This window comes from Neptuniibacter sp. QD57_21 (genome assembly GCF_047778075.1).
GTDB lineage: Bacteria > Pseudomonadota > Gammaproteobacteria > Pseudomonadales > Balneatricaceae > Neptuniibacter.
The window spans coordinates 1,284,257-1,309,957 of record NZ_CP180549.1 but is presented as its reverse complement, the minus strand read 5'-3'; the positions used below and the strand labels follow the sequence as shown (position 1 = coordinate 1,309,957).

General features: G+C 44.1%; 16 protein-coding genes. 7 read left to right on the top strand and 9 right to left on the bottom strand.

The annotated features are described in order from the left end of the window. Positions 1–108 precede the first annotated feature (108 nt). Positions 109–1,422, top strand: a complete 1,314-nt coding sequence (locus ACMXYS_RS05660; RefSeq protein ID WP_415881698.1) for a diguanylate cyclase — start codon at positions 109–111, stop codon at positions 1,420–1,422. Here the strand turns inward: ACMXYS_RS05660 and ppnN are convergent. Further along, on the bottom strand, positions 1,419–2,813 hold the full coding sequence (ppnN, locus tag ACMXYS_RS05655) for a nucleotide 5'-monophosphate nucleosidase PpnN (protein ID WP_415897885.1): 1,395 nt from the start codon (positions 2,811–2,813) through the stop codon (positions 1,419–1,421). The two genes, ACMXYS_RS05660 and ppnN, sit on opposite strands and share 4 nt — an antisense overlap. A 297-nt stretch (positions 2,814–3,110) precedes the next feature. Beyond that, positions 3,111–3,821, bottom strand: a complete 711-nt coding sequence (cobB, locus tag ACMXYS_RS05650) for a Sir2 family NAD+-dependent deacetylase (protein ID WP_415881700.1) — start codon at positions 3,819–3,821, stop codon at positions 3,111–3,113. A gap of 402 nt (positions 3,822–4,223) precedes the next feature. Here cobB and ACMXYS_RS05645 point away from each other — a divergent pair, with 402 nt between their 5' ends. From ACMXYS_RS05645 to ACMXYS_RS05635, 3 genes are all read left to right on the top strand, one after another. Further along, complete coding sequence (locus tag ACMXYS_RS05645; RefSeq protein ID WP_415881701.1) at positions 4,224–5,618, top strand: PhoH family protein; 1,395 nt, start codon at positions 4,224–4,226, stop codon at positions 5,616–5,618. Positions 5,619–5,884: 266 nt separating this feature from the next. Beyond that, the gene (gene yidD / locus ACMXYS_RS05640) at positions 5,885–6,172 is read left to right on the top strand and encodes a membrane protein insertion efficiency factor YidD (protein ID WP_415897884.1); all 288 of its coding nucleotides are present in this window, start codon (positions 5,885–5,887) and stop codon (positions 6,170–6,172) included. A 158-nt stretch (positions 6,173–6,330) separates the two neighbouring features. Further along, positions 6,331–8,556 (top strand): hypothetical protein, encoded by a 2,226-nt coding sequence (locus ACMXYS_RS05635; RefSeq protein WP_415897883.1) that lies wholly within the window; start codon positions 6,331–6,333, stop codon positions 8,554–8,556. Positions 8,557–8,640: 84 nt separating this feature from the next. Here the strand turns inward: ACMXYS_RS05635 and ACMXYS_RS05630 are convergent, their stop codons facing one another. Continuing rightward, complete coding sequence (locus ACMXYS_RS05630) at positions 8,641–9,447, bottom strand: mechanosensitive ion channel family protein (protein WP_415897882.1); 807 nt, start codon at positions 9,445–9,447, stop codon at positions 8,641–8,643. A 223-nt stretch (positions 9,448–9,670) separates the two neighbouring features. Here ACMXYS_RS05630 and ACMXYS_RS05625 point away from each other — a divergent pair, with 223 nt between their 5' ends. Next, positions 9,671–10,240, top strand: coding sequence for a TIGR04211 family SH3 domain-containing protein (locus ACMXYS_RS05625; RefSeq protein ID WP_415881705.1), 570 nt, complete (start codon positions 9,671–9,673; stop codon positions 10,238–10,240). Between the two features lie 87 nt (positions 10,241–10,327). On the opposite strand, the gene ACMXYS_RS05620 is transcribed toward ACMXYS_RS05625, so the two are convergent. The 3 genes from ACMXYS_RS05620 to ACMXYS_RS05610 form a co-directional block, all read right to left on the bottom strand. Continuing rightward, the gene (locus ACMXYS_RS05620; protein ID WP_415897881.1) at positions 10,328–11,146 is read right to left on the bottom strand and encodes a tetratricopeptide repeat protein; all 819 of its coding nucleotides are present in this window, start codon (positions 11,144–11,146) and stop codon (positions 10,328–10,330) included. Positions 11,147–11,225: 79 nt separating this feature from the next. After that, positions 11,226–13,361 (bottom strand): phospholipase D-like domain-containing protein, encoded by a 2,136-nt coding sequence (locus tag ACMXYS_RS05615; RefSeq protein ID WP_415897880.1) that lies wholly within the window; start codon positions 13,359–13,361, stop codon positions 11,226–11,228. Next, positions 13,354–15,747, bottom strand: coding sequence for a type VI secretion system Vgr family protein (locus ACMXYS_RS05610; RefSeq protein ID WP_415897879.1), 2,394 nt, complete (start codon positions 15,745–15,747; stop codon positions 13,354–13,356). Before ACMXYS_RS05610 ends, ACMXYS_RS05615 begins: the two co-directional genes overlap by 8 nt. A 607-nt stretch (positions 15,748–16,354) precedes the next feature. Here ACMXYS_RS05610 and ACMXYS_RS05605 point away from each other — a divergent pair. Beyond that, a complete protein-coding gene (locus tag ACMXYS_RS05605; RefSeq protein ID WP_415881706.1) occupies positions 16,355–16,597 on the top strand; it encodes a GrxA family glutaredoxin in 243 nt (80 codons plus the stop codon). Positions 16,598–16,744: 147 nt separating this feature from the next. Further along, the gene (locus tag ACMXYS_RS05600; protein WP_415881707.1) at positions 16,745–16,885 is read left to right on the top strand and encodes a hypothetical protein; all 141 of its coding nucleotides are present in this window, start codon (positions 16,745–16,747) and stop codon (positions 16,883–16,885) included. A gap of 64 nt (positions 16,886–16,949) precedes the next feature. Here ACMXYS_RS05600 and recD read toward each other — a convergent pair whose 3' ends face one another. From recD to recC, 3 genes are read right to left on the bottom strand one after another with little or no spacing between them, the layout of a single operon-like run. Next, entirely contained in the window at positions 16,950–18,791 is a 1,842-nt protein-coding gene (recD, locus tag ACMXYS_RS05595; protein ID WP_415897878.1) for an exodeoxyribonuclease V subunit alpha, read from the bottom strand. Then, the gene (recB, locus tag ACMXYS_RS05590; protein ID WP_415897877.1) at positions 18,784–22,305 is read right to left on the bottom strand and encodes an exodeoxyribonuclease V subunit beta; all 3,522 of its coding nucleotides are present in this window, start codon (positions 22,303–22,305) and stop codon (positions 18,784–18,786) included. The genes recD and recB overlap by 8 nt, the downstream gene beginning before the upstream one ends. Then, on the bottom strand, positions 22,298–25,573 hold the full coding sequence (gene recC, locus ACMXYS_RS05585; RefSeq protein WP_415897876.1) for an exodeoxyribonuclease V subunit gamma: 3,276 nt from the start codon (positions 25,571–25,573) through the stop codon (positions 22,298–22,300). Before recC ends, recB begins: the two co-directional genes overlap by 8 nt. Positions 25,574–25,701: the final 128 nt, after the last annotated feature.

Sequence of the window (25,701 nt, the reverse complement as noted above, 5' to 3'; positions counted from 1 at the left end):
ACTTAAGGAACCAAAAGGTTCCCCTACCCCCTTCTAAAGGAGTACACTGCATTCAACCTTCAGCTTAATTTCTTAATTAAGCAGATCATTATTTATATGCTGGATGCTATGGCTACTCAAACTAGCGAAGCTTCAATAGATATTCCTCTACTTGAAGTTATTCGTGAAAGCATGATGGATGCTGTTTATTTGATCGACCCCGAAAGCTCAAACATTATTTGGGTAAACAGGGCTGGTTATGAAGATCTACAAATGGAGCAAAAGGAAGTTTTGCACCATTCGGTCCTCTCGTTACAAAAAGATGTTCATTGCCATGAGCACTGGTTAAAAATAGCCGATGTTATCCGCCAAAATAAGAAATTCACTTTTATCGGTAGCCATATCCGAAAAGACGGTACCGAACTCCCTGTCGAAGTAAACACTTCCCTCATTGAACACCAAGGTAAAGAGTATTTTCTCTCCGTAGCACGAGATATCAGTGCACGACGTGCTATAGAAGCAGAAACTCAAGAGCGCTCAGAACAGATATGGTTTGCAGTAAATGCTTGCACAGATGGACTCTGGGACTGGGAGATCAGCAGTGATCACGTTTATTTTAGCCCTCAGCTAAAAAAGATGCTGGGCTATGGTCCAGAAGAGATGCAACCGGTTGTTGATACTTGGAAAAACAATGTTCACCCTGAAGACTTACCCATGGTCTTACAGTCGTTAGAAGAACATATCCAAGGTAAAAGGGAGCGTTATGAAGCGACTTATCGTATGAGCAACCGTAATGGCCACTATATTTGGGTCCATGATTTAGGCTGCATATCTTTACGCTCCTCCTGTGGGAAGCCCATTAGGGTTACAGGTATGGTTAAAGATGTAACCGATTATAAGCAGCAAGAATTTAAGCTTCTTGAACTAGCTGCCTACGATGAACTGACCAAACTCCGCAACCGCCGAGAGTTTAAACGTATCTTCGATATACAGTTAGACTTTGCCGAGCGCCACCAAAACTCGTTAAGCCTCTGCTTATTTGATTTTGATTATTTCAAAGCCGTTAATGATCAATATGGTCACTTAGCTGGAGACTTTGTTTTAAAAGAAACCTCTCGCACTATAGCCAACAATATACGAAGTACCGACTTCTTATTCCGATGGGGAGGTGAAGAATTTGCACTGATCTTTGCTAATACCAGTCTGAATGAAGCTGAATCTCTGGCAGAGAAACTAAGGCAACTCATGTCACAACAAGTCTTAAACTATGCAAAACATAAGATAACAATCACAGGTAGTTTTGGTATAGCGTCTTATCCAGAACATGGTCAGAATCAATCAGAGCTATTTTTGGCAGCAGATTCGGCCCTTTACCAAGCTAAATCTAGGGGTAGGAACCTCGTCTGCTCACCACAATCAACAATTCCCCTTAAAAAAACCTAAACCTCTTCTACTACCTCAGCATCATGCTTCAGGCGATAGCAAGGTTGGTATTCTTTATAGTTAATTTTCATTCGTCTCTGTTCTACAAAAGAACCTAATAACTTGTCCATAGATGCCATAATTGCTGGTTCACCGCAGATTTCGAATGCACCAAACTCTTCAATTGCTCTAATTCCTGGTTCTTTAACATTACCCGCAACAATACCCGATAAGGCACAACGCAGATTAGCCGCTAACTCAAAATCGGTCTGATCTTTTATTAGCTTTAAGCTCGCCATATTTTCATGGTTGGGCTCGAAAGGCTGTTGGAAAGATTCCGGAATATGCATCTGCCAGTTGTAATGGAAAGATTCACTGGTCGCCTTACGATAGCGGGTTACCTGTTCTAATCCTTCACGCATCACTTCGGCTACTTCATGGGGGTCATCAACAATGATCTGATATTTGCTAGCAGCATCATCACCCAATGTAGAGCGGATAAAATTATCTACAGTTTCAAAATACTCTTCACTGCCTGCAGGTCCTGTTAACACAAGAGGGAACGGTAAGCTGTGATTTTTCTCATGAAGCAAAATGCCCAGGATATATAGAATCTCCTCCGCGGTACCTGCGCCGCCTGGGAAGACAACAATACCATGACCTAAACGAACAAAAGCTTCTAAACGCTTTTCAATATCCGGCATGATAATGAGTTCATTTACGATCGGATTTGGGCTTTCAGCCGCAATAATACCGGGTTCTGAAATACCGACGTAACGCCCCTCTTTTTGACGTTGTTTGGCGTGGGAGATCGTCGCCCCTTTCATCGGACCTTTCATCGCTCCTGGGCCACAGCCAGTACAGATATTAAGTCCACGTAGGCCCATTTCATAGCCTACTTTTTTGGTGTAATCGTACTCAATACGATTAATGGAATGACCACCCCAGCAGACAACAAGATCTGGTTTTACATGTGGACGAATCGCACCAGCATGGCGCAGAATATGAAAGACCATATTCGTGGTCGCTTCCGATTCAGTAAGGCCGGAGCAACGATGATCTAACTCTGTACCGACATAAAGTAAGTCACGTAAAACAGAGAATAGGTGTTCACGAATACCCGTGATAATCTCACCATTCACGAAGGCCGTGGCGGGCGCATTCACCAATTCAAGCTGAACACTTCGATGCTTTTGACTGATTTTGATATCAAATTTTGCATACTTATCCAAAACCAGCTTAGTACTATCTAATTCACTACCACTATTCAAAACCGCCAAAGAGCATTGGCGAAATAAGCGAAACAAACCACCCTGACTGGCATCCTGCAACTGGTCCACTTCATAAGGAGAAAGAGAATTAAGGCTTTCTAAGGGGGTAATACTGGTCGTAACGTATTGCTCTGTCATCATAATGACCACCTCCATGGATCGAGCTAAATAAATCCTGTTTAGCCGATCCCAAAATAACTTTTCGGCTGAACATCACTTTCGTTCTTCTGATTAAACGACGGCGACAATGTTCCTAGTCTTAAACGTCTGCTGTTAAGATTTTGTGAATACACGAATTAAAAAAGAGACTTAAAGATTGAGGTAAGATTCACAAACAGCAAATTTTTAGACAGCCGACAACTCAGTGAAGTTCCTTAAGAAACTATAGACAGCATCTGGCAAAAATCAAAAAATCCACTTATAAATCAATCAAATATTTCAAAGCTGCTTGATAATATCCGCCACAAATTCAGGCACTACTTCACTCGCGGGACCATAAATCCGGTGATCGAAAGCTGACTCTACCCTTGATGGTTCCAGATTCAGCTCCACTGTCAGTGCCGAAGACCTTCCCGCCACTTCAACAAACCCCGCAGCGGGATAAACATGGCCTGAAGTACCAATCGATATAAAAAGATCACAGTCCTCTAGGGCAGAATAGATCTCATCCATATACATGGGCATTTCACCAAACCAGACAATATCCGGTCTCAATGTGCCCGATAGATCACAACAGTCACAACGATCACTTGGTTCAGTTTGCCCCGTTTCTTTATAAACCTGACCAGAATCACTGCAACGCATCTTTAACAACTCACCATGCATATGTAACAAGTTCTGACTCCCCGCCCTCTCATGCAGGTTATCGATATTCTGTGTCACTAACATAAACTGTCCAGGAAACGCCTTTTCTAACTCAGCTAAAGCGATATGAGCGGCATTAGGTTTCACTGGTTCCGAAAGCAATTGCTCTCTACGTTGGTTATAAAAACGATGAACAAGCTGCGGATCACGCACAAAAGCTTCTGGGGTAGCAACATCCTCTACTTTATGGTCTTCCCACAAACCATCTTCAGCACGAAATGTTCTAATGCCGGATTCAGCGGATATTCCTGCACCGGTTAATACCACAATAGAATTAATTGCCATCTTTAAAATCCTTCAAAGCAAATTTGTCACTTGTCATTCAACTGGAACCTATGTATTACTAAGCTATCTTACATAGTAATAGCTGTGCTAATTCAGATTCAAATTTGTCTTAGCTTAGTATTCAGCAATTATCTGAGACTTCGTGGTGGATCATATTTCACAGTACGTCAGTTACAGAATAATCATTACGACTCTGAAACCTACAGAGCCTATCTCTAAGTCAGCAGTGTACTCTGCTGTGCTTGAAGTAGCTAAGCGCCTTCAAAGCTCTGGACGCTATCGGCCTCTCCATAACGAATTTAAAAAGCCCCAAACACACTCAATCTTTGATCAGTTCGAACTTTCTAATTTTTATAATTTCATTAGCTCACATCTTCCCTTCGGCTATATAAGGAACCGGCTATGACTGCCTCTAAACTCTATATACTCGACACCAACGTACTTCTTCATGATCCTAAGTGTCTGTATGAATTTAAAGAACAGGACATCACTATTCCGATGACTGTTTTAGAAGAGTTAGATGACATTAAGGACCGAAAGAAAAATGTATCTCAAGAAGCTAGGGCCGCAATACGGGCCATAGACGACATTCTTAGTCATGCTGATGATGCAGCGGCAATCACCAAAGGGGTCGATATATTTATCCCGATAACCGCTGCAAACAGTGAAAAGAAATTAGGCCAACTCAGTATCTTTCCCGATCATGAGTTAACAGCTCGCCAAGGTTTTTTGCCACAGAATTCCAATAAAGATAATCAGATCATAAACTGCGCACTTCATCTCCAAGCGACCAACCCTCACCGCGATATTATCTTAGTCACCAAAGATATTAATATGCGCTTAAAAGCCTTAGGTGCGGGGCTAAAACGGGTTGAAGATTATCGTACCGATCAGCTGGTTTCCGACATTGAGCTTCTACCCGCCGGGCATAGCAATATGGAAGGCAACTTTTGGGAGCGCGTCGACGATATTAAAAGCTACCAAGAAGGCAGCCACACTTATCATCAGTTTGCCCAATCGGTGCTACCTGAAACTTACCCTTGCGAATATATCTACGATGATTCTGAGGAGTTTGCCGCACGTGTATCTTCAGTCCGCGATGGTCAAATTACCTTAAGGGACTTAGGTGTCGATCGTTTAATGCAACAGAACTGCTGGGGCATTGAACCGATTAACGTATTCCAAGCATTTGCTATGGATGCAGTCCTAGACCCTGATCTGGATCTTGTCATTCTCAATGGTGCAGCAGGTTCTGGTAAAACATTGATAGCTCTAGCCTGCGCTTTAGAGATGGTGATTGAACAGCAGCGCTACAACAAAATCATTGTGACTCGCTCCACCCCGCCTGTTGCCGAAGACATTGGCTTTTTACCGGGTACTGAAGAGGAGAAAATGACCCCTTGGCTAAGTGCGATTCAAGATAACTTGGAGGCGATGCACGAGCACGATGAACGCCCACAAAGCAGCGTGAAATACGCAATTGAGAAAGCGAATATTCAATTTAAATCGCTAAACTTTATCCGCGGCCGCAGCATTCAAGAAGCAATTGTACTTTTAGATGAAGCGCAAAATCTCACTCCATCGCAGCTAAAAACCATCGTAACCCGTTGCGGTAAGGGCTCGAAAATCATCTGTTTGGGTAACCTCGCGCAGATTGACTCAAATTATCTAACACCACTCACTTCCGGCTTAACCTATCTAGTCGAACGCTTTAAAGATTACGAAGGGGCTGCGAATGTCCATCTAGAAGGTATATTCCGCTCAAGACTGGCTGAATATGCTGAAGAACATCTCTAATTCCATCAACAAACTCGCTCTTTAGGCCTTCCTGCATACGCTGATTCATGTGGGAAGGCTTAAAAACCAGATGAGAACTACTGTTTAACTTTTAATCTACATTAGAATCCTTATAATTAGCTGTCTGTGATTTTTAACCTCTTTTCATTTTTTAGTGGTGCTAAAGATCACATATTGTTTTAATCCTCCCCGGATATATAACCGGGTAAGCCATTTCTTACCCGGTATTTTTTTCAGAAAACGACTTCAAAATAACGTATCGCCTAATGCTTTCCTTCTTACAGCGCTGCCTTAGCTCACTACTAATTGGATTGGTAAATATCTACCGATACCTTATCAGCCCTGTTATAGGCCCTCGTTGTCGTTTTCATCCAACCTGCTCAAGCTACATGATTGAGGCGATTAAACTCCACGGGCCTTTTAAAGGCGTATGGCTAGGCTTAAAACGACTTAGCAAATGCCACCCGTACAACAACGGCGGTTATGACCCTGTACCCATGCCTAAAAACTGCTGTGACCATCACACCGAGCAAGATTCACCCTCCAGCAAATAACAGCTTTTTCTTATAAACCTACACAACAGCCCTATATTTTATTGTTGAATTTGAGCTTTTTGATTAGGTATCAGTAAGTTATTTCCTTTGACACCTTTCAGCGAAGCATCTATAGGGTTTAAGATAAGAATCTAACCCCTAGGAATAAGCTGGATATTATGTTCACACCGCTGTCAGTTATTCTGTACGTAACCGTTTACATGGGCATCCTATTTGCCATCGCTCAGCTGGTAGAAAAGAGGATTAAAAATAAGGGTGAGCAGAGTGCAGGAAATCCCTGGATTTATGCCCTCTCGCTAGCGGTTTACCATACCTCTTGGACCTTCTATGGCAGTGTTGGGTTTGCTTCAAATTCGGGGCTGCTCTTTTTCAGTATCTACGGAGGGGCATTAATTGGTATCTGTTTCTGGTGGTATTCGCTCAGACGGATGGTACAAGCCAAAGAAACCTTCCGCATTACCAGTATTGCCGACTTTATATCCACCCGTTATAACCGCTCTCAGAAAATCGCAGCCCTCGTCACTATCATCGCTTTAATCGGCATAGTGCCTTATATATCCCTCCAGCTAAAAGCGATTATCAGCTCTTTCTCAATCATTACCGATACCCCACAGACAGGCTCAGCATTTGATCTATCGGGATGGATGGTGACCATATTTATGATCTGTTTCACCATTATTTTTGGTGTCAGACGTTTAGATCCAACTGAACGCCATCAAGGTATGATCGCAGCGCTAGTCGCAGAATGTATCGTTAAGATTATTGCTTTTATTGCTGTTGGTTTCTTTGTAACGTACACGCTGTTTGATGGCTTTGGCGATATATATAGCCGCATACAAACCGCTGGTTTAGAGCACCTAGTAAGCCTGAACCATGGCGAAAATAGCGGTGTAATGTGGATCACTCTTCTGATCTTAAGCTTCGCAGCGATTCATACGCTTCCTCGCCAGTTCCACGTTTCAGTGGTTGAGAACTCTAATAAAAACCATATTAAAACCGCTATGTGGCTCTTCCCTGCTTATATGATAGGTATCAATATCTTTGTCGTACCTATCGCAGCAGCTGGATTATTAATGGGGATGCCCGCCGAAAACGCAGACTTCTTCGTACTTCTTTTGCCGCAACAAGCCGGCAGTGAAAGCCTGACAATCTTAGCCTTTATAGGTGGTTTTTCTGCAGCGACGGGCATGATCATCATCACAACGATGACGCTTTCAACCATGGCATCTAACCATCTTATTTTGCCGACCTTAGAAAGAATCCCAGCGCTACAACCGTTACGTAGCTACCTTCTTCAGCTTCGCTGGGTGATGGTGTCTTTGATTCTTCTGGGCAGCCTCTGGTTTGCCAAAGAGTTTGCAGATTCCTACATTCTTGCAGCTATCGGCCTTCTCTCTTTCGTGGCAGTTCTGCAGTTTGCGCCAGCTTTGTTTGGTGGCATGTTCTGGAAGAAAGGTAATAGCCTTGGCGCCTTCTTAGGGCTACTCACCGGTTTTATTATCTGGACCTACTGCCTACTTATTCCAACCTTCATCAAACATGGTTGGTTTACGGAGGCACTGTTAGTTCAAGGGCCATGGAATATTACTGCGCTGCGCCCAGAAGCTTTGTTTGGCTTAGACGGGCTACACCCTGTGAGCCATGCAGTGTTCTGGTCACTTATTTTTAATATTGGCAGCTACATTATTGGATCGATAATCTTCAGTCCAAATAAAAGCGAAAGGAATCTAACCACTGAATTTATCAGTGCGATGAACGCCTCCCATTCTCGTCGAGCAAGGCCAACGGGATTAGATGCTTATATCTCGCTTCAACCTAAACTTGAAGAGGCGCATAGTTTACTTTCAAACTATCTCCATGAAGATAAAGCCGAGAAAGAGGTCCGTACTATCGCTGAAGACCTTCAGGTTATTGATAAGCTGCAAATTACCATTATTGAGCTGGTAGAGTTCCATCGTATGGTAGAGCACGTCCTAGCCGGTTCTATAGGCGCTGCAAGTGCCCATAAAGCAATAGAGAATACAATCCGCTATAACAGCAGAGAAGAAGCAGACCTTAAAGCGCTCTATAGCCATATAGTTACAGAGCTACAATCGACCGAGAAAGAAAGCGCTGCTGGTAGCGACGACAGTCACTCCGGTTATGGCTTAATCGAAGACCTACAAACCCAGATCGATGACTTGGAAGATCAGCTCGCAACGCAGCAAAAAACAATCAGCAATATGGAAGTGAAGTTGGAAGCGCGTTACGAAGAGATCTTTAAATATCGTCTCGAGGCGCAAAAGTCTAAACAGGATAATGCTCAATTAAGAAACGAGCTTAAGAAGATACTAAGAGATAGATCAGACGGTGGTTACTCTTCAGAAACGGAGCAGTCTGAATAAAGCTACAAACTAGAAGGAATAGAAAGATAGATAAAAAAATAGCCTGATAAATCAGGCCATTTTTGAGAAGGATAAAATAGAAGCTTACGCTTGCTCTTCTTTGTGAAGATGTACATCCATCTGAGGGAAAGGAATGCTGATGCCTTCCTCGTCAAAACGTAGTTTCACAGTTTCAGTTGTATCCCATAGCACTGCCCAATAATCAGCAGAGTTAACCCAAGGGCGGACAACAAAGTTCACGCTGCTATCAGCTAGCTCAGATACAGCAACAACTGGCGCAGGATCTTTCAAAATACGCTCATCTGCAGCGATGATCTCGTTCAAGATCTCTTTCGCTTTACGCAGATCATCGTCGTAACCAATACCAAACACCATATCTACACGACGCGTATCGCGAGCAGAGTAGTTTGTGATTACACCGCTGTAAATTGCACCGTTAGGAATGATTACTTCGCGATTATCGCCAGTACGCATGATTGTGTTGAAGATCTGAATATGCTCAACAACACCTGCAACACCCGCCGCTTCAACGAAGTCACCTTCACGGAATGGCTTGAAGATAACAAGCATTACGCCTGCCGCAAAGTTCTTCAGGGAATCCTGTAGAGATAGACCGATCGCTAGACCAGCAGCACCCAAGAGTGCGATTAGCGATGTTGTATCAACACCTAACTGGTTTAGAGAGGCAACAATTACGATCAGTAGTAACGCTACATTCGCAATTGAGGAGACAAAGTTTACCAACATGTCTTCAACTTTGGCTTTGCGTAGTACGCGCTCAAGCAGTTTGGTTACCTGCTTTACGACCCAACGACCAATGAAGAAAATAGCCAGTGCAAGCGCAATATCCACAATCCATGGAAATACGTAAGCATCAAAGAAGTTATCCATTAAGGTTCCCCTGAGAAAGATCTTAAAAAAAGTGAACGAATTTAATCAAAACGAATCTGAACAACAGCCAAACAGGCTGCTGAGGCTGTCTCGCTTCTGGGTATTCTGCACCATTTATTCTAAATTAGAAAAATGAAATCAGAATAACCCCAAAAACAACCTGTTAAGCAACCAGTTTAATCCGTACAATATGCCAAATTCTAGCGTTCAAACAAATGTATCAATGAAAAAGTTATTACTGACTTCTCTCCTACTATTTTCGGTATCTGCACAAGCAGAAAAAGGTCATATTGCAGACGATGCAATGGTCTACGTACATAACGGCCCAAGTAATGAGTATCGAATCATTACTCGTATCAAAAGTGGCTCCCCTGTCACTATCTTAAAACGAGACCCTAAAACTAAATACGCTCAGATCCGTATGCCTCAGGGCCGTATTGGTTGGGTAGAACCTTCTGCGATTGATTCTGGCGATAGTATGTCAGTGCGCTTGCCTAAGCTTCAAAGCAGCTTAGAGAAAAGCCAAACAACAGTGACAGAGCAAGCTCAACAGATCGAAATGCTTCAGCAAGAATCTGCTGCGCTCAAGAAAGACAATCAAACGCTGACTGCAGAAGTTGAACAGTTAAAAGCATCAATTAAAGATCTGAACTTTAAGATCGAATCAAGCGATGAGAGCAATCTGATGCGCTGGTTTACACACGGCGGCCTAGTAGCGCTAGGTGGTGTATTCCTCGGCTTGATCCTTCCTTACTTCCCTAAACGTAAAAAGCGTAAGGATGAGTGGTTCTGATCACTTCAGCTCATACAAAACAACCGGAGTTAGAACTCCGGTTTTTTTATATAAATTCAAAAGCTAGAAAAACAGCTAAAACCAGCCTCATTCAGGCATCTCATTCTGATCAGTTTCTGGGTTATAAAGGCCCATCGTAGGATGTGATGGTAACGGGCATTGCTTAGCAAGATCTGGGAATGCTAGAGATTCATCATTTTCCAACATAGTAAGAAAGTGATCATATTTATGGGCAAGCTTTTCATCTTTTATATAGCCATAATCTCCATCCCTAAACACCTGTAAAACTTTCAACATACTTCCTTCAATACCCATACTTGCTGCAACCTGCGTAAAATAGAGCATTTTAGGGTAGTTTCTCTGAACATCTGCCAATACCCCTAGCGCGCGCGCAGACTTTGCATGGCCTTGAGAGAGTGCACAACGATGATATAGTTCCCCCATACGATCATCATTTCTGGGATAAAGGTAGATCTCGCCTAAACGATATTGAGCATGAGGGCTGCCCGTTTGTGCTGCACGGTGAAGGTAGGCCCAAGCTTTCTCTTTGTCTTGATCAACACCTAAGCCTTTTTCAGCCATTGCGGCAAGATTGTAGTAGCCTTGGGGGATATTTTGATCGGCCAAATGCTGATACCACTTAAATGCCTTTGAGTAACTCCGCGGCCCGCCTATACCTTTGATATGGCGATAAGCTAAGCGAGAAGCGGCTTTCCAGTGACCCTGCTCAGCTAAATACTGATACTGATTATTCAGGTTTTCCCAATCACTTTCTTTGTTCTGTTTCTCTTGTGATCTAATTTCTTGATAGCGAGTTTCAAGCTCTGGCTCTAAGGGTGGTAAATTATCGACCTCTTTCACACAGGTAAATTCAGGTTGATTCTCTGGAGGGGGTAACTGGCTCATTTTTTTGGGCTTTCCTTGGCTAGAGTCAGAACAAGCGCTGACTAAAATTAACACTAAAAAGTATTTAACTATCCGTGTACTAATCATTAGGTGCGGCAACCTCGCAATCCGGATCATAAAAATGCACTAAAAAACCCATTATAGGCTCCCCTCTATACCGTTTTGCCCAATTTGTATCCATCAATTCTTGCCAAACTCTATAGTTCCTTCTAGAACTTGTCTCAACCTTGTTTGCATGCTCCCCCCAAAGGTGATTCCGAGCATGTTTTGCTAAAGCTGGCGTTGGCGTTGCGATTGCCAACTCAGTGTCTAGTTCCATACTGCGTTTATTTATATTACAGGACCCCAGAAGGAAATAGACATCATCTACCAATAAAAGCTTACTGTGAACATAGATTGGGGTATAGAGGGTTGGATAACCTTTCGGCTGATTTCTAGTACAGGATTCAAGCGTTGCGATATGGACATTTAGGCCATCGTTATTTTGAAGTTCAAATGCTTGCTGTGGATTATCAACATCTAGTTCGTCAACAACCTCCTTTTCTCTTTCTTTCTCACGAAGTTTAGCCGTTTCTGGATGCTTTTCTTTCAATTCTGTCAATGCAGATTCAGTTATTTTAATCGCTCTTTCATAATTCTCATATGACGGTGTGCCGGAAAAGAATGCATTCTGTTCTTGCTGAAACCATCGAATTTCATCTTCCATTTCTTTAATAGTTTTCAGCTCATTTAATTGCAGCCTGGGTAGACGTTCATGATGCCCCAGCGCCTTAAACATCTTGTAGGTGTTGACGCCCTCACCGTCTGAGTTGGGTTTATTTGTCACCACAAACCAATAAAGGTCTTTTGCGCCTTTGGCTTTACGCTTAGCTGCTAACTCGATCAGCTGATCGGCAAAGGGTTTATAACGGAAATATTGATTTTCGGAATAGACATAATCCGTCACATTATTCAACGAGTTTTCATAGGAGCGTAAAATAGATTTGTCTTGGTCGACATATTCGGTACGAATAATTTGCGCCATGTTGCACTTAAATGTCGAGCGACTGTCTAACTGCTTTGGCTCCCAGTTATTTGAAATAAAAGCCTCTTTGGTTATGTTGTCTCGAGATGAACCAATATTGCTACCTTTGTTCGCCCATTTATCCCAAGGGATTTCTTTATCCCACGCTCTAGAGAAATTATGATTCAAATCAACTAACACAGGACCTCGAACACGTGTAGAAATATCCTGCCAAGGTCTAAAACCTTTATAACGATTCTTGGGCTCAAAATGATGTTTGTCATCATCAAAATAATTCTTTTGCATGTTATGGCCCATCACAAAACCTAGCGCTACTTTAGGTTTTAAATAGTCAATCAAAACCATTTTTTGATGATGGGTGGCAAAATACTTTCCAAGTTGTTTTTGGAAAAAACCCTCGAACGAATCCTCCGACCCTTCCGTCATATCCATCACAGAAGAAAAGTTCTTTATAGCTCGTGTAGTAAACCAAAGCTTGCTGTTTCTCAACCAGCTATTAGCATACTTTCGATACCAAGCCTCGTTATATATTCGATCTTCCCATTGTAAATAAGGAGTACCGTCGTGTTCGGTGTAAGCTTGGTTGTACAAAGTTTCGAATGCTTGATGCTTATCCTCCATCAAGGCTTTTGTTTGATCATTTGGTGAATCTCGCCATTTTTTTGCAGCTTCTTGGTAACGCTTAAACGCATTTTCTAGTTTGGCTTCGTGTTTAGAGACGACACTTTCCTCTCTAAAGTTATGGTCGATCTGACGAAGATACTTACCCACCCCATTATCGTAATTGCCTGACAATCGATCATAATCAGGGAGACTTTCATCTTTAAAGCCTATAAACCAGTCTGCTGTATGGGAGTACCAAATCAGCACCCTTACCTCTACTCCCTCTTCCGCTTTCTTCTCCAGCAGCTCCCCGAAACGATATTTTCCATTAGGACCAGAAAGCCTTAATGAAGGATCAAAACCCCAACAAATAATATCTACAGAGTCAGTAGCTTTTAAAATAGCTTGTTCTAATGCTGTAAAGGCTTCTTTGCCATTGATAAGCGGAGTAATTTCGACGCCGTAACGCGCCTCATAAATTACATTTTTATCCTTCTCAGGTAGTAATTGCCACTTTGCTGTCGTTGTATTTATTGGAGCATCCAAACAAAGGGCTTGCTCTGTAAGATTATCGCAGTTACTAGACATCACTCTCCTCCTTGAGAACCCCTGTTACCTCTTTGCCCTGATGTGCTTGAGCCAGTGCAATTTGATGTTCTTCCGCAGAGCCTTGAGGACTCACGGGAGCATCACCTGGTTCTGCTTCTTTGCGATATCCTTGCCGTTGAATTTTCTCTAATTCACCTTGCAAGCCTTCACTGGTTTTTTCTTGTACGTTTAAAGCAAAACGATGGCCATTTACCCATTCAACTTCGTATTTACCTGTGCCAGGGATGTGTTCAACCGTAATAAACCCGCGTTTATCAGTAAGCCCCTCCTGAATTAAAGCCCCATCCCTATAAAGCTTATAGGGCTCTTCTGGATAACCTAGTCCACCTGGAACAGGAGAAAGGCGAATATGCACCTTAGATAGATCTTGTTCTGATTCCAAAAGCTCCGTAACACCCGGTTGATGCACAGGCGCGATCGTGGCTGTAAGCGTTGGTTTATTTAATGGTTGTGGTGGTTTTGGGGTGGAACGTTTACCACTACCCCCGCCCCCCATATTTAGGGTGACTTGTGGGCCTTTAAAAGTTACACCGCCGGGATTTATCGTAACTAAGCTGCCACCCGCTTTGAACGAGATCTCTACCCCCGCTTCTAGGGCGTGTTTTACGCCCGTAGTGAAATGCAGCTCTTCACCCGCATCGGTATATTGATTCTTGGCGACTTTAAGTTGGTGGTCCTGACCTATGATCAGGTGCATATCGCCATTTACGCGTCGGCTATACCGTTGTTGAGTTTTGACATGTTCATCACCTTTGATATGGCGATATTCGTTACTCTCAACGATTTTGTGGTGTTCGTTACCTACCCACTCTTTATGATCGTTTCGGGTTACTTGCTCCATATCTTTTTCTGCATGGGTAAAGATCTGCTCTTCACCCTTTTTGTCTTCGATACGGATCTCATTAAAACCATCTCCGCCCTTGGTGGAGTTGGTTTTAATCGTGCTCTTGGTTTTGTTATCGGGCAGCGGATAAGGTGAACGGTTTAAACCGTGATACAAACGGCCAGTCACTATAGGACGGTCGGGATTACCTTCTAGGAAATCGATCAGTACCTCTTCGCCAATACGGGGAATAAACATACTGCCACGTTGATTACCGGCAAATAGCTGGCTCACTCGCATCCAGCAGGAGCTGTGCTCGTCTCGTTGACCGATGCGATCCCAGTGAAACTGTACTTTGATCTGACCGTGCTGATCGGTATAGATCTCTTCACCTTCAGGGCCACACACAATCGCGGTTTGGCAGCCGTGAACAATGGGTACAGCCGTGGTGATAGGTGCACGGTAAGGTACATCAAATGGAATCGCCTTAATTCTATTGCTGTAGGAAGAGCCTTCTGTCGTCGCACCTTGCTCTAACACTTGAGGTTGCGCGCATTTATGCTCTATCTGAGTAATATAATACTCAGCATTAAGCTCATCTCTTTCGTGCTCATCTAAGGTGAAACTGAAACCTGGAATTAGACGATTAACATCACTCTCAGCAACCGCTATCTTTCTTTCTGCATTAATGGATTGCAAAAGCACTTGGGCATACTGATCGCCAATATCAGTCGTTTGGAATCGTCCCGGATAGGTATAAACCTCCAACATCTCATCCAATTCTGCTTGCTTGTAGGATTCCAGCTTCAACTTTGGCCGTGTGAAATCGTAGTCTCTAATCTGGCTTCTGCCTGACACGACCTCCTCAGTGTAATCAAAGCGAAAGATATGCTGTTCCCGTAATGCACCTTGAGCATCATGGAAATAAGGGATTACCGCTTCATTTGGAATAGGTAGATGAGACGCCGAGCTATCGCTAAAGATAATGCGATGCAGAGATTCTTCATGCTCAAAGTGGTAGTGAATACCCTCTTCTTCCAATAGACGCTGGATAAAATGAAGTTCAGTTTCATTGTACTGAACACAGTATTCACGCGCCGAATGAGGCTCTTGCAGCTTAAATTCAAACTCATCGCTAGAGAAACCAGCCTCTTCGAGTAGCGTGGTTACAATCTCTTGGGTAGATTGTTGCTGAAAGATTCGACAGCCTGATCGGAGGTTAAGCAGTTCGGTTTTAGGCTCTACTACAAAATGATAGGTCGATTGGCGTAGGTTAGTTTCTTCTAGCTCTGCTTCGGTGACGATACCGTGAATGTAACGGGTATAAGGCTCTCCGGCATTAGTCTGATCATGCAGGGTAATTAAACCGGTTTGACCTAACGTCGGTGTTAGCTCGATGTCAGGGTATTTAGAAACCACTTCCACTTCAAAACGAAAGCTTTGAGATAAAGTTTCTTTTCCTGACATTCTGACGAGGTGAAATTCATCACCCGCGCCATGCGCTTCAAAGAAAAAACGTTCTTCGTTTGATTTTAAAAACACTAAGACCTTCCTTGTCTTTCTTGGATCCAACTAAAGTTTGAACCCTTACAATAACAAAGCTTCCCAACATCCTTTGAAAAGCATTTACATACCATAAGCGAAGATATCAAAAAATTAGCTATAAACCCAATATAAGCACAACAAAAATGAAGTTTTATCTTGACATTAATTACAGCCCTGTAACTTTAAACGCAATAGCTGATTGGCCACTCAAAAACAACTTTCCCCATAGAAAAACCCATAAAAACCCTTTTAAATCAAATGCATAAACTACTGTATACTTTTTAATCAAACCGTTAATCGCAAGGTTTTATCGACCTTTAACGAAGTTCGATAGGAGTTGTTTACAAGGTTATCCACAAAGATTGGGGACAAACCTTCCATCCCCCGAAATCACGCCTTTTTCAGCCAAATTTGTGCGGCGCAAAATAGTATTCACAACACATATTAATGATCTTAATGTCCTACAAAAAACCATACCTTCGCTCGTATAGCTCGCTTTAAGATGTTCCATAAAAAGAACCAATCGATTAGATAAACATATCTAATTGGGATCAATCAGCTGCCTCTGTTTCAATTAACACATCACTTAAACGGAGGAAGACAGATGAAACGTATTACTATTTTTGGTCGTGAAGGTTGTGGTTTTTGTTCCCGTGCAAAACAAATTTGTGAAATCAAACAGCTTGATTACCGTTATATCGATATCCACCAGGAAGGCATAAGCAAAGCAGATCTTGAGCAAACAGTGGGCAAACCAGTGACTACCGTGCCTCAAGTATTCTGCGGCCAAGAACATATTGGTGGTTTCACTGAGCTGGAAGCTTATTTAAACGCACAGGGGGTTTAAATTACTCCCTGATGCCCATATAACTGTTTAGGTATTAGGACAACGGCTAAGATTTTTTGCATATTAGCCGCTAAATAATGATAAGCCTGTTTATTGAGTTATACTGCTAGACAGTTGTACTGGTCTTTCACCAGTTAGGAGTGAGTTATGATGACATTTGCTACATTGGTTGCCATCGCAGCAGGCGTAGTTTTCTTGTATTCCTTAGGAAACAGTACGCCACGTGTACAACCTATTCGTATTGAGAATGAGCAACACCCACAGCATCCAGCGCGTCGTCGCCGTTAATCCATTACCGCTGTGATATAGATAAGAGCCTGACTTGGGTACATCACCTGATCAGGCTTTATTTTTATCTACCGCCCCATAACCTCACAGCTAAACCACCCGATCTTTCCGTTTTCCGCTCTGTAGAAGCAAATAAGGCCGCCTTAGTCGCATATAAGTGCAAGGTTTTACGTGCTCGGGTAATCCCCGTATACAAAAGCTCTCGCGTCAGCAAAGGACTGTCGTCCGGCGGTAAAATAAACGCGACCGTATCAAACTCAGAGCCTTGGCTTTTATGTACAGTCATCGCAAACACAGTTTGATGCTCAGGCAAGCGACTTGGAAGCACACTACGTAGCTCGCCATCCAATTCAAACCACACTTTTAGCTTTCCGCTATCATCGGCAAGTACAATCCCGATATCACCATTAAACAATTTCAGTGCAGGATCGTTGCGGGTGATCATAATCGGTCGACCAGCAAACCAGGTATCAGAGCCTTTAATATAGCCCCTGCTGCGAAGCTCTTGCTGAATACGCTCATTCAGACCAGCTACCCCATAAACACCTTCACGCCGCGCGCACAGCAGCTGAAATTCACCTAAACGATCTAATAAGTGTTTGGGTGAAGCGTCAGGATTAACATGACTAAACAGTTCACTGTAAAAAGAAACAACCAGATTGATCATCTCTTCGTAACTGTCACGAGTCAGGTAATGATTATTGAGATCTTCAAAACCCTTAGCCATCACCCGCTTAACATGCTCAACAGTGCCCGAATTAACCGCTTTCGCCATATAGCCGATGCCACTTTTATCATCAAAGCGATAGCTTTTACGTAGAAGCGCCAAACAATCTGAAAAAGATTGAACTGAACCGGACGATTCGGCCTGCGGAAATGCACCTAACTGAGTTAATACCTGTTGTTGATTAGCACTGTAATCCAATTCTCCCGGCCAACTACAGATATCGCCTAAAACATTCCCCGCTTCTACCGACGCTAGCTGGTCTCTATCCCCAAGCAATATTAGTCGTGCGTGATCAGGCAGCGCATCCAATAGACGCGCCATCATAGGCAGATCAACCATCGATGCTTCATCCAACACCAACAGGTCTAAGTGCAACGGGTTATCCCCGTGGTAACGAAAACCTATCTGATTCGGAATAACACCCAATAAACGATGAAGTGTGCTGGCTTCCGAAGGCACCAGATCAGCAAGTTCGGCAGGTAATGCTAGTTTCTGTTTTGCTGAGTTAATCGATTCAGCTAGGCGCGCTGCGGCCTTACCCGTAGGGGCAGCCAAGCGGATATTGATATCTACGCCCCTAGCCTGCATTTGCTGAATATACAGAACCAACAGTTTAATAACCGTTGTGGTTTTACCTGTACCCGGACCACCGCTGATTACCGAGAAACGCTTCTGAATCGCGACCGCTGCCGCTACCTTCTGCCAGTCGATCTCTTCGTCTTGTTTTGGGAAAAGTTGTGCAAGATGATTGCCCAACAAAGGTAGATCCACATCAACAGGCACAGTACGTTTACTTAACTGTTGGGCGACTTGGATCTCATATTGCCAGTATCGATGAAGATAGAAACGCCCCTGATCTAAAACCAGTAGCGCACTTTCTAGCGATCCATTAGTCCCCACCATCAACAGACGAGCGTCAGGTTTTAGTGCCTTCCAATCGATAGACTCGACTAAAGCCACTATCTCTTCAGACCAATAGCCTTTTGGTGAGATCAACCTCTCTAAAGGCAGACACACGTTACCCGAGGCCAACTCAAAGCTAACCAAAGCGGCAAGTAGCGGTAATGCTGAATCATCAGGCTTTTGTTCAGCAACGAACGCTGCAAGTTGATAATCGACAGAACGAATGATCGCTTCTTGCGACCACTGTTTCAGCTGGGGTAGGTATGCATTAGACATCAACAACCTCCCCGGCAAACATTAGATCCAACTTCTCAATCAATTCGATATCCGGTTTATCATGGAACACCCCATTGGAGCTTTCACCGTCCATCCCACGGAGGAACAAGTAATAAACGCCGCCAAAATGCCGTTCATAATCGTAATCAGGTATACGTTGCTTCAGTAATCGATGCACCGCGAGGGTATAGAGCAGATATTGCAGATCGTAGCGATGATCAATCATCGATTCTTGTATCGCCTCTTGGGTGTAACAGGAAGCCTCATAACCTAGGTGGTTAGATTTGTAATCCAAGACATAGTACTTCTCGCCATCACGGAAGAGCAGATCAATAAAGCCTTTTAAAAGGCCTCTTAAAGGCTCAAAAGCGAGCGGTTTAGCCTTAGCCGCTAGAGGATCGTAGCGACGAATCAACGACTCTAATCGCCCTACCGTGATGTGTTCTGCACTGAGCATAAACTCCATCTCCACCAGCCGGTCTTCGTCGTTGATCTGGTTTAAGCGCAGCCCTTGCCCATTAAGATCCGTTGCGAGGACATCTACTATCAGCTTTTCGATCACAAGCTGCCAACGCTCTTCGTAGCCTGCTACCTGTAGCTGATCTTGAAGTTGATTGCGGTACTCATCCGATTCCTGCATGACCTGCTGATATCGCGCGAAGCTGATCTCTTCAAAGACGCTATGCAGGAAGGTGCCGGCATTGGCGCCTCTAGGAAAGGTAAAGATATTGTCTTCGTCAGGAATAACCTCTTCGACCTGTTCCTGCCCTTCTGCAGCCACTTCCAGATCCAACCCTGGAAGTTCAGGTATATGACTAGCCTGATGTTTACTCAGTGCGGAATAACTACTGACACGCCAATCGCGATCGATTTTACGCTCAAAATTACGTGCTTCTAGCTGCGCCGCTTTCTCTTCCTCAACCGCAAATAGATCTTTCTGAGAGCCATAATTTGGCGGCGCTAAGACTTGGATAGCAGCGTGCTGCTCGAGAGTTTGTAAGGCTTCATCCAACTCAACCCCCGATTGCAGGAGAAGATATCCCAAGGCGCTATCAATCAATCGGGACTTCTTACTATTACCGATCTTGATATGACTGATACCGATATAGCAGCTATAAACCGCTCGGGTTAGAGCCACATAGAGTAGTCGTAGCTCCTCAGCCAGACGTTCTTTATCCGCTTCTTCCAGCGCTTCCGGTTCAGCTTTAAGATCTAAAACGGCTTCGCCTGATTCATCATGATAAAAAGCACTTTTCTGCTCTTTAAAACGGCAAGCAAAAGGCAAGAATACCACTGGATATTCCAACCCCTTCGATTTATGCACGGTCACAATAGTGACCAGATTTCGCTCACTTTCTAAGCGTAAAATCTGCTCGTCACCACCACCAGAAGGCTGTGAAATCTGTTCGTTAAACCAACGAATCAATCCAGCTATGCCCTCTCTTTCAGCGCTCGCTTGTTGCAGTAGTTCTGCCAGGTGCAGCATGTTTGTTAAACGACGCTCACCGGATACCTGTTCAAGCGTCATTGCAGCTAGATTACGCTGATGAATCAGTCGACTTAACATAGGCAACACGCCTAAGCGCAGCCATATATCACGATAATCACTAAACTCAGTGATCACCTTCTCCCAACCTAATTCATCGTGATTCAGTCGATCGAGATCATGCATATCGAGCTGCATAAATTCTGTTGCCAATGCAGCTTTCAGCGCCCGATCATTTATCGGATTTTCAATTGCCGTTAACAGCAAAGAGAGTTCGATCGCTTCTTTAGATTTAAAAACGGAATCTTTGTTACTCAAGTAAACACAAGGGTGCTCATAGACAGCTAAAGCCCTGCGAATCTCTTCTGCTTCAAAACGATCTCGAACCAGCACAGCAATATCCGAGCCTTGTAATTTGCGATCTCCGATCAGCGTATCACCAGACAATAAGCGGTCTATTTCTGAAGCCGTAGCTTGAGCATAAGTCGCTAAGTATTGCGCATTATTTAGCGGCTCATCACTTTCTTGATGCCATAAGGTTAAAGCGGGAGGCTCGACGTTTTGAATTTTTAAGCGTTTAACACCTTTATCCGCTGCTTTAACAGGGATAAATGGAATATCTTCATCGTAGATAAAAGCAGAGTCCGCAGATTGGAAAAGATGATTTACCCCTTCAACCATCGGCGTGGTCGAACGCCAATTAGTCTCTAAGGTAAATGTCTGCGGTACTTGGCGACGAGCCTGAATATAAGTAAAGATGTCGGCACCACGAAAGGCATAGATCGCCTGTTTCGGGTCACCAATCATGATTAAAGCATGTCGATTTACATCTTTGTATAGCGTTGAAAAAATACCGTACTGCAGTGGGTCTGTATCTTGGAACTCATCAATCATTGCGACCGGAAACTGATCACAAATAGCACCGGCTAAGCTTTCACCACTATTGCTGTATAACGCTTGATGCAGGTCGATCAGCAAGTCATCAAAGGTTTGCACCTGATACTGCTTTTTAGCTCGGGCTAAACGGAGTCGAACCTCTTTCAATGCACGACTCAACAGTATCTCTTTAACCGGAACCGCTCCCTCTAACAGGGTTTCTAACTGCTCAAACAGATGATGCTGCGGATATTCAGCACCTTCTGGCGTTTTCTCTTGCAACACTGAAGAGGTGAATTTCTGCAGTGTTGTAACTAGCTTCTTATTTGGCTCCAGTTGTTCTGATGCCGCATAATCATCGATCTGGGCAATCCATTTAGGGAGATTTGCTTTGGTATAACTGCGCTTGTTTACCCCTGAGCTTTGAACCAGCGCAACCAGATCATCTTCATTCTGTAGCCATGCTTGCTTGAACTCATTCAGCGCGTCTAACCTTGCCTCATAAGCCTCGGCTAGATCTTGATCCGATAAATCCGGTGTTACCCGAACACTGCGGCTCAATAAACCACGTATTTCCATCATCAGTGATTCGGGGTTCGACCAATACTGCATCACCAAACTACTAAGCGGTCCTGATAATGGATAGATGGTATTGCGCCAGAAATCGATCGCAGCACTTCGAATCAGGCTCTGATCGTCTTGGGTCAGTTCACTCTCAAATAACGAACCGCTTTCAAACGCATGTTGTTTAAGCATCCGCTGACAGAAACCATGGATGGTAAAAATCGCCGCTTCATCCATCTGCCGAATCGCTTGTTCTAGCAGTTTGATCGCCTGTTCATGATCCGCTGTATCTTGCTTTAGCTGATCTAAAAACGGATCACTGACATCTGGTAACAGAAAAGCATTTCGCGCATCGACTATTCGACTGCGGATACGGTCTCGAAGCTCCTCTGTCGCAGCCTCGGTAAAGGTCACAACTAAGATCTGATCAGGTCCTAACGGCTTATCACTGATATCCCCTTGGCCTAACAACAAACGCAGATACAAGGCTGTGATCGTGTAGGTCTTACCGGTACCAGCACTGGCTTCTATGAGCTGCTGTCCTTTCAGAGGAAAAGTAAACGGCTCTAGCGGAAGTACACTAGTCATCTTTGCCCTCCTCTACATAGGCTAGTAGCGGCTCGTACACGGCTTCCGCCAAAGGAACAAACTGTTCGGTGTATTGATTAAAATCGGGGAATGCCCGACGCGCATAAGGATCGTCTAAAACCCCGATGCTAAAACTGTCTCCGTAGAAACGTTTTTCTAAGCTTTGCAAAGCCTTATCGGGATCTTTAGCTCGTTGCACAAAATAATCATGGGCCAATGAAGCATCAAACGCTTGTGGCATCGTCATCCCCTGCTGATAAAACTCCACCAGCTCGGTTAACAAACGACGCGCTTCTGTAGATTCAACTTGGCGATAGAACGCCTTACCGGACAAACCGCGGTAGATCGTGTTTTTGCGCGCGCCCAGTACACACAGAACAAGATGCTCGACCCAGGTAGATAAGCGATCCCGCGCATTGACTTGCGCCGGTCTATAGCGCAACAAATGATCTGGATAGCAATGGTCAATCCAGCCTTGTAAACGTACACCATCCAGATCCAAATTTACTTCAACTCGCTCAGGGGTGCCTTCACATAGAGGTCGAATCTTCTCTGCAAGCTCTTCGCAGTCATGACGTATTTTTTGCAGTGTTAACTCACCCGCCTGAGCAACCGGAAGAATACCCTCAGCTAATACCGTTTGATCCAGTTGATCCAGCGACTGCTCTGCCAACGCCGTATCTAGATAACGCTGCTTAATGAGATAAGATTCCAGATTATCCAGCGCGAACGGCTCTTCGTCTTGTGCTTCGATCTCGCTCTGACTGAAATACACTTTCAACCGCTGATTGAAGAAACTGCGACACGGGCTCTTCAAAAAGCGAATCAGATCGGAGAGTTCTAATTCGGCTAGCGTTTCGTTTTCCAACGGCTGATTAATAAATTTCAGTAGAGGTTTAGTATCAGCCCCAGCAGCGGGTAACCATTGAGCGGCATAACTAAACAACTGCGAGTGCTCAGCAAAGTAGTGCGGGCTAAAAGCAACTAACGGGTGCTGCTGGATCAACGACTGCCTCAGTTTTTGACCACTATCGGTATATGGCAGGCTGGCATCAGCAGCATAGGTATAACCCTGTTCAATGTAATCGAGTAATTCACTGACCAAGACAGAAGGTATTTTAGGATTATTATCGCGAATAGAACGCCCAACAAAACTGATATAGAGCTGCTCTTGGGCTGATAGCATCGCTTCCAAGAAGAGATAACGGTCATCGTCTCTACGGGAACGATCGCCTCTGCGCGGATAGTCGGTCATCAAATCAAAACCTACCGGAGGAATACTCCGCGGGTACGCGCCATCATTCATGCCAAGCAAGCAAACCACTTTAAAAGGGATCGAACGCATCGGCATCAAGGTACAGAAGTTAACCGCACCAATCATAAAGCGTTGGGATGAGCGCTGTTGGTTCATCCCGTTCAACAGATAATCGGTAATTACTAAAGAGGATAACGGCTGATTAAATTCAGCATCTGATAGCTGTTCTTGCAGATTTTGTAGCGTCTGACGAATTGAGTTCAAAGCGATCTCATCTTGCTCATCGGCAAGATAAAACGCTTCCAACAATTGGTTAATCACCGCAACCCATTCATCTAAACAGAGCGACTGGCTGAAGTAGGTTTTCGCCTCTTCCAACAGATCAATAAAATCAGCGAGCTTGCCGAGTAGCTCAGCTTCGAGCCCCTCCACTTCTGTGTATGGCGCTACCTCTTGCCAATAAGCCGTTTGTTCGCCTAATGCATAACCTGCGAGCATACGGCGCAAGCCAAAGCGCCAACTGTTTTGCTCAAACAGCGGCAGTTCCCAGACACTGCGTTGTTCAGCATCCAGTCCCCAACGAATATTTACTTGATCAACCCAATAACGAAGACGTAGGAAGCTATCATCATCCAAACCAAATCGACGCAAGATCGCAGGTACTTCCAGTAACTCTAAAACATCAGATACGGTAAAGCGGCTGCTATTTAACTTGAGCACTTTCTCAAAGCTAAGTAACAGAGGATTTTCCTGACGATTGCTGCGATCCGATATAGAAAATGGTATGTAGCGCTCAGAAGGTGCATTGGAGAAAACCGCCTCGATATAAGGTGCGTAAGCTGCCACATCCGGCATCATCACAATAATATCGCGGGGTTTTAGCTCGGGATCTTCCTCAAATTTGGCTAACAGCTGATCGTGTAAAACCTCAACTTCACGCAGCGGGCTATGGCAGCTATGCAGCACTATTGAGCGATCGCTCTCATCAACGCTATGTTTTGTTTCGCTATGACTTGGATCTTCAGGGAATGAGGTCGGATTATCTAAATCCAAAATGTCCTGCTGAATGCTGTTCAGCAAACAGTGCCTTTCCGGTTCAGCAAAAGCATCGATCTCTTCAACCGCGTTATCTTGCAGTTGGTAGATATAATCACGCCCCAACTTACCCATAGACGCCAAAAGCGGGTTTCCTTGTGCATACTCGCTCATCTCTAGCTCGGGTTTGCCAAACCAGCGACGGTTAACTCGCGCGATCTGAGCCGCATCTAGAATATCACCCCAATAGTAGCGACAAGGGTTCATAATCATAAGATGCACATCAACTTGCTCACCTAAGGCTTGTAGCGCTTGGATATAATTTTGCGGTAGCGCTGATATACCAAAGACAAACAGGCGTGGCGGTAACTGTTTCAGGTTAGAGCGTTGACGAAGCAGTTTTACAAAATCGCCAAACATATTGGCCCTATGCCAATGAGATTGCTCTAAGGACAGGGTGTAATCGGTCAATGCTCGCCATAGGACTGGCTGCCAGCTATGACGGGCAGCGGCTAGATTTCCGCCTTGTTCCCAATCAGCGATCCAATCGGGACGATACACCAAATATTGGTCGAAGATATCAGCAATTTTATTGCACAACTGATAGAGGCGATAATCCTCTTCATCATCAGCCAAATAGGTTTGTAACGGGTGGAATTCAGGTTGAGTCAGCAGATCGGGTAACACCAACATCAACTTCCAAGCCATGGCTTCCTTAGTAAAGGCAGAGCGCTCTGGCACATCATCTAAAACGTTGGAAAAGCTTTTCCACAAAAACGATGCCGGCAGAGGAAAATCGATGGATGCAGCGATCCCAGATGCCTGTGCTAACTCGAGCTTGAGCCACTGCGCCATACCTGGGCTTTGCACCAGAATTTGCTCAGAGATAAAGGGATCCGCGATCGGGTCGCGTCGAATTAATTCAACTAAGAGATCCTTAAGGACCAATATCGAGTTGGAGTGATAAACCTGAAACATCCGTGCCCTGATGCAGTAAAAATTGCTCACCAACGAGGGTTGGTAATTAGAGCTATCTACTTTACTGAACTGGACTTTTAATGTCAGTTACTAATTATTGTGGAACGCTAAGATTAACTCGAATAAAC

Coding starts and splice junctions, on each gene's coding strand:
- ACMXYS_RS05615 (WP_415897880.1), bottom strand. CDS start 13,361: ATGTCTAGTAACTGCGATAATCTTACAGAGCAAGCCCTTTGTTTGGAT.
- recB (WP_415897877.1), bottom strand. CDS start 22,305: ATGACTAGTGTACTTCCGCTAGAGCCGTTTACTTTTCCTCTGAAAGGA.
- ACMXYS_RS05620 (WP_415897881.1), bottom strand. CDS start 11,146: ATGAGCCAGTTACCCCCTCCAGAGAATCAACCTGAATTTACCTGTGTG.
- recC (WP_415897876.1), bottom strand. CDS start 25,573: ATGTTTCAGGTTTATCACTCCAACTCGATATTGGTCCTTAAGGATCTC.
- ACMXYS_RS05630 (WP_415897882.1), bottom strand. CDS start 9,447: ATGGATAACTTCTTTGATGCTTACGTATTTCCATGGATTGTGGATATT.
- ppnN (WP_415897885.1), bottom strand. CDS start 2,813: ATGATGACAGAGCAATACGTTACGACCAGTATTACCCCCTTAGAAAGC.
- yidD (WP_415897884.1), top strand. CDS start 5,885: ATGCTTTCCTTCTTACAGCGCTGCCTTAGCTCACTACTAATTGGATTG.
- recD (WP_415897878.1), bottom strand. CDS start 18,791: ATGTCTAATGCATACCTACCCCAGCTGAAACAGTGGTCGCAAGAAGCG.
- ACMXYS_RS05645 (WP_415881701.1), top strand. CDS start 4,224: ATGACTGCCTCTAAACTCTATATACTCGACACCAACGTACTTCTTCAT.
- ACMXYS_RS05660 (WP_415881698.1), top strand. CDS start 109: ATGGCTACTCAAACTAGCGAAGCTTCAATAGATATTCCTCTACTTGAA.
- cobB (WP_415881700.1), bottom strand. CDS start 3,821: ATGGCAATTAATTCTATTGTGGTATTAACCGGTGCAGGAATATCCGCT.
- ACMXYS_RS05600 (WP_415881707.1), top strand. CDS start 16,745: ATGATGACATTTGCTACATTGGTTGCCATCGCAGCAGGCGTAGTTTTC.
- ACMXYS_RS05605 (WP_415881706.1), top strand. CDS start 16,355: ATGAAACGTATTACTATTTTTGGTCGTGAAGGTTGTGGTTTTTGTTCC.
- ACMXYS_RS05635 (WP_415897883.1), top strand. CDS start 6,331: ATGTTCACACCGCTGTCAGTTATTCTGTACGTAACCGTTTACATGGGC.
- ACMXYS_RS05625 (WP_415881705.1), top strand. CDS start 9,671: ATGAAAAAGTTATTACTGACTTCTCTCCTACTATTTTCGGTATCTGCA.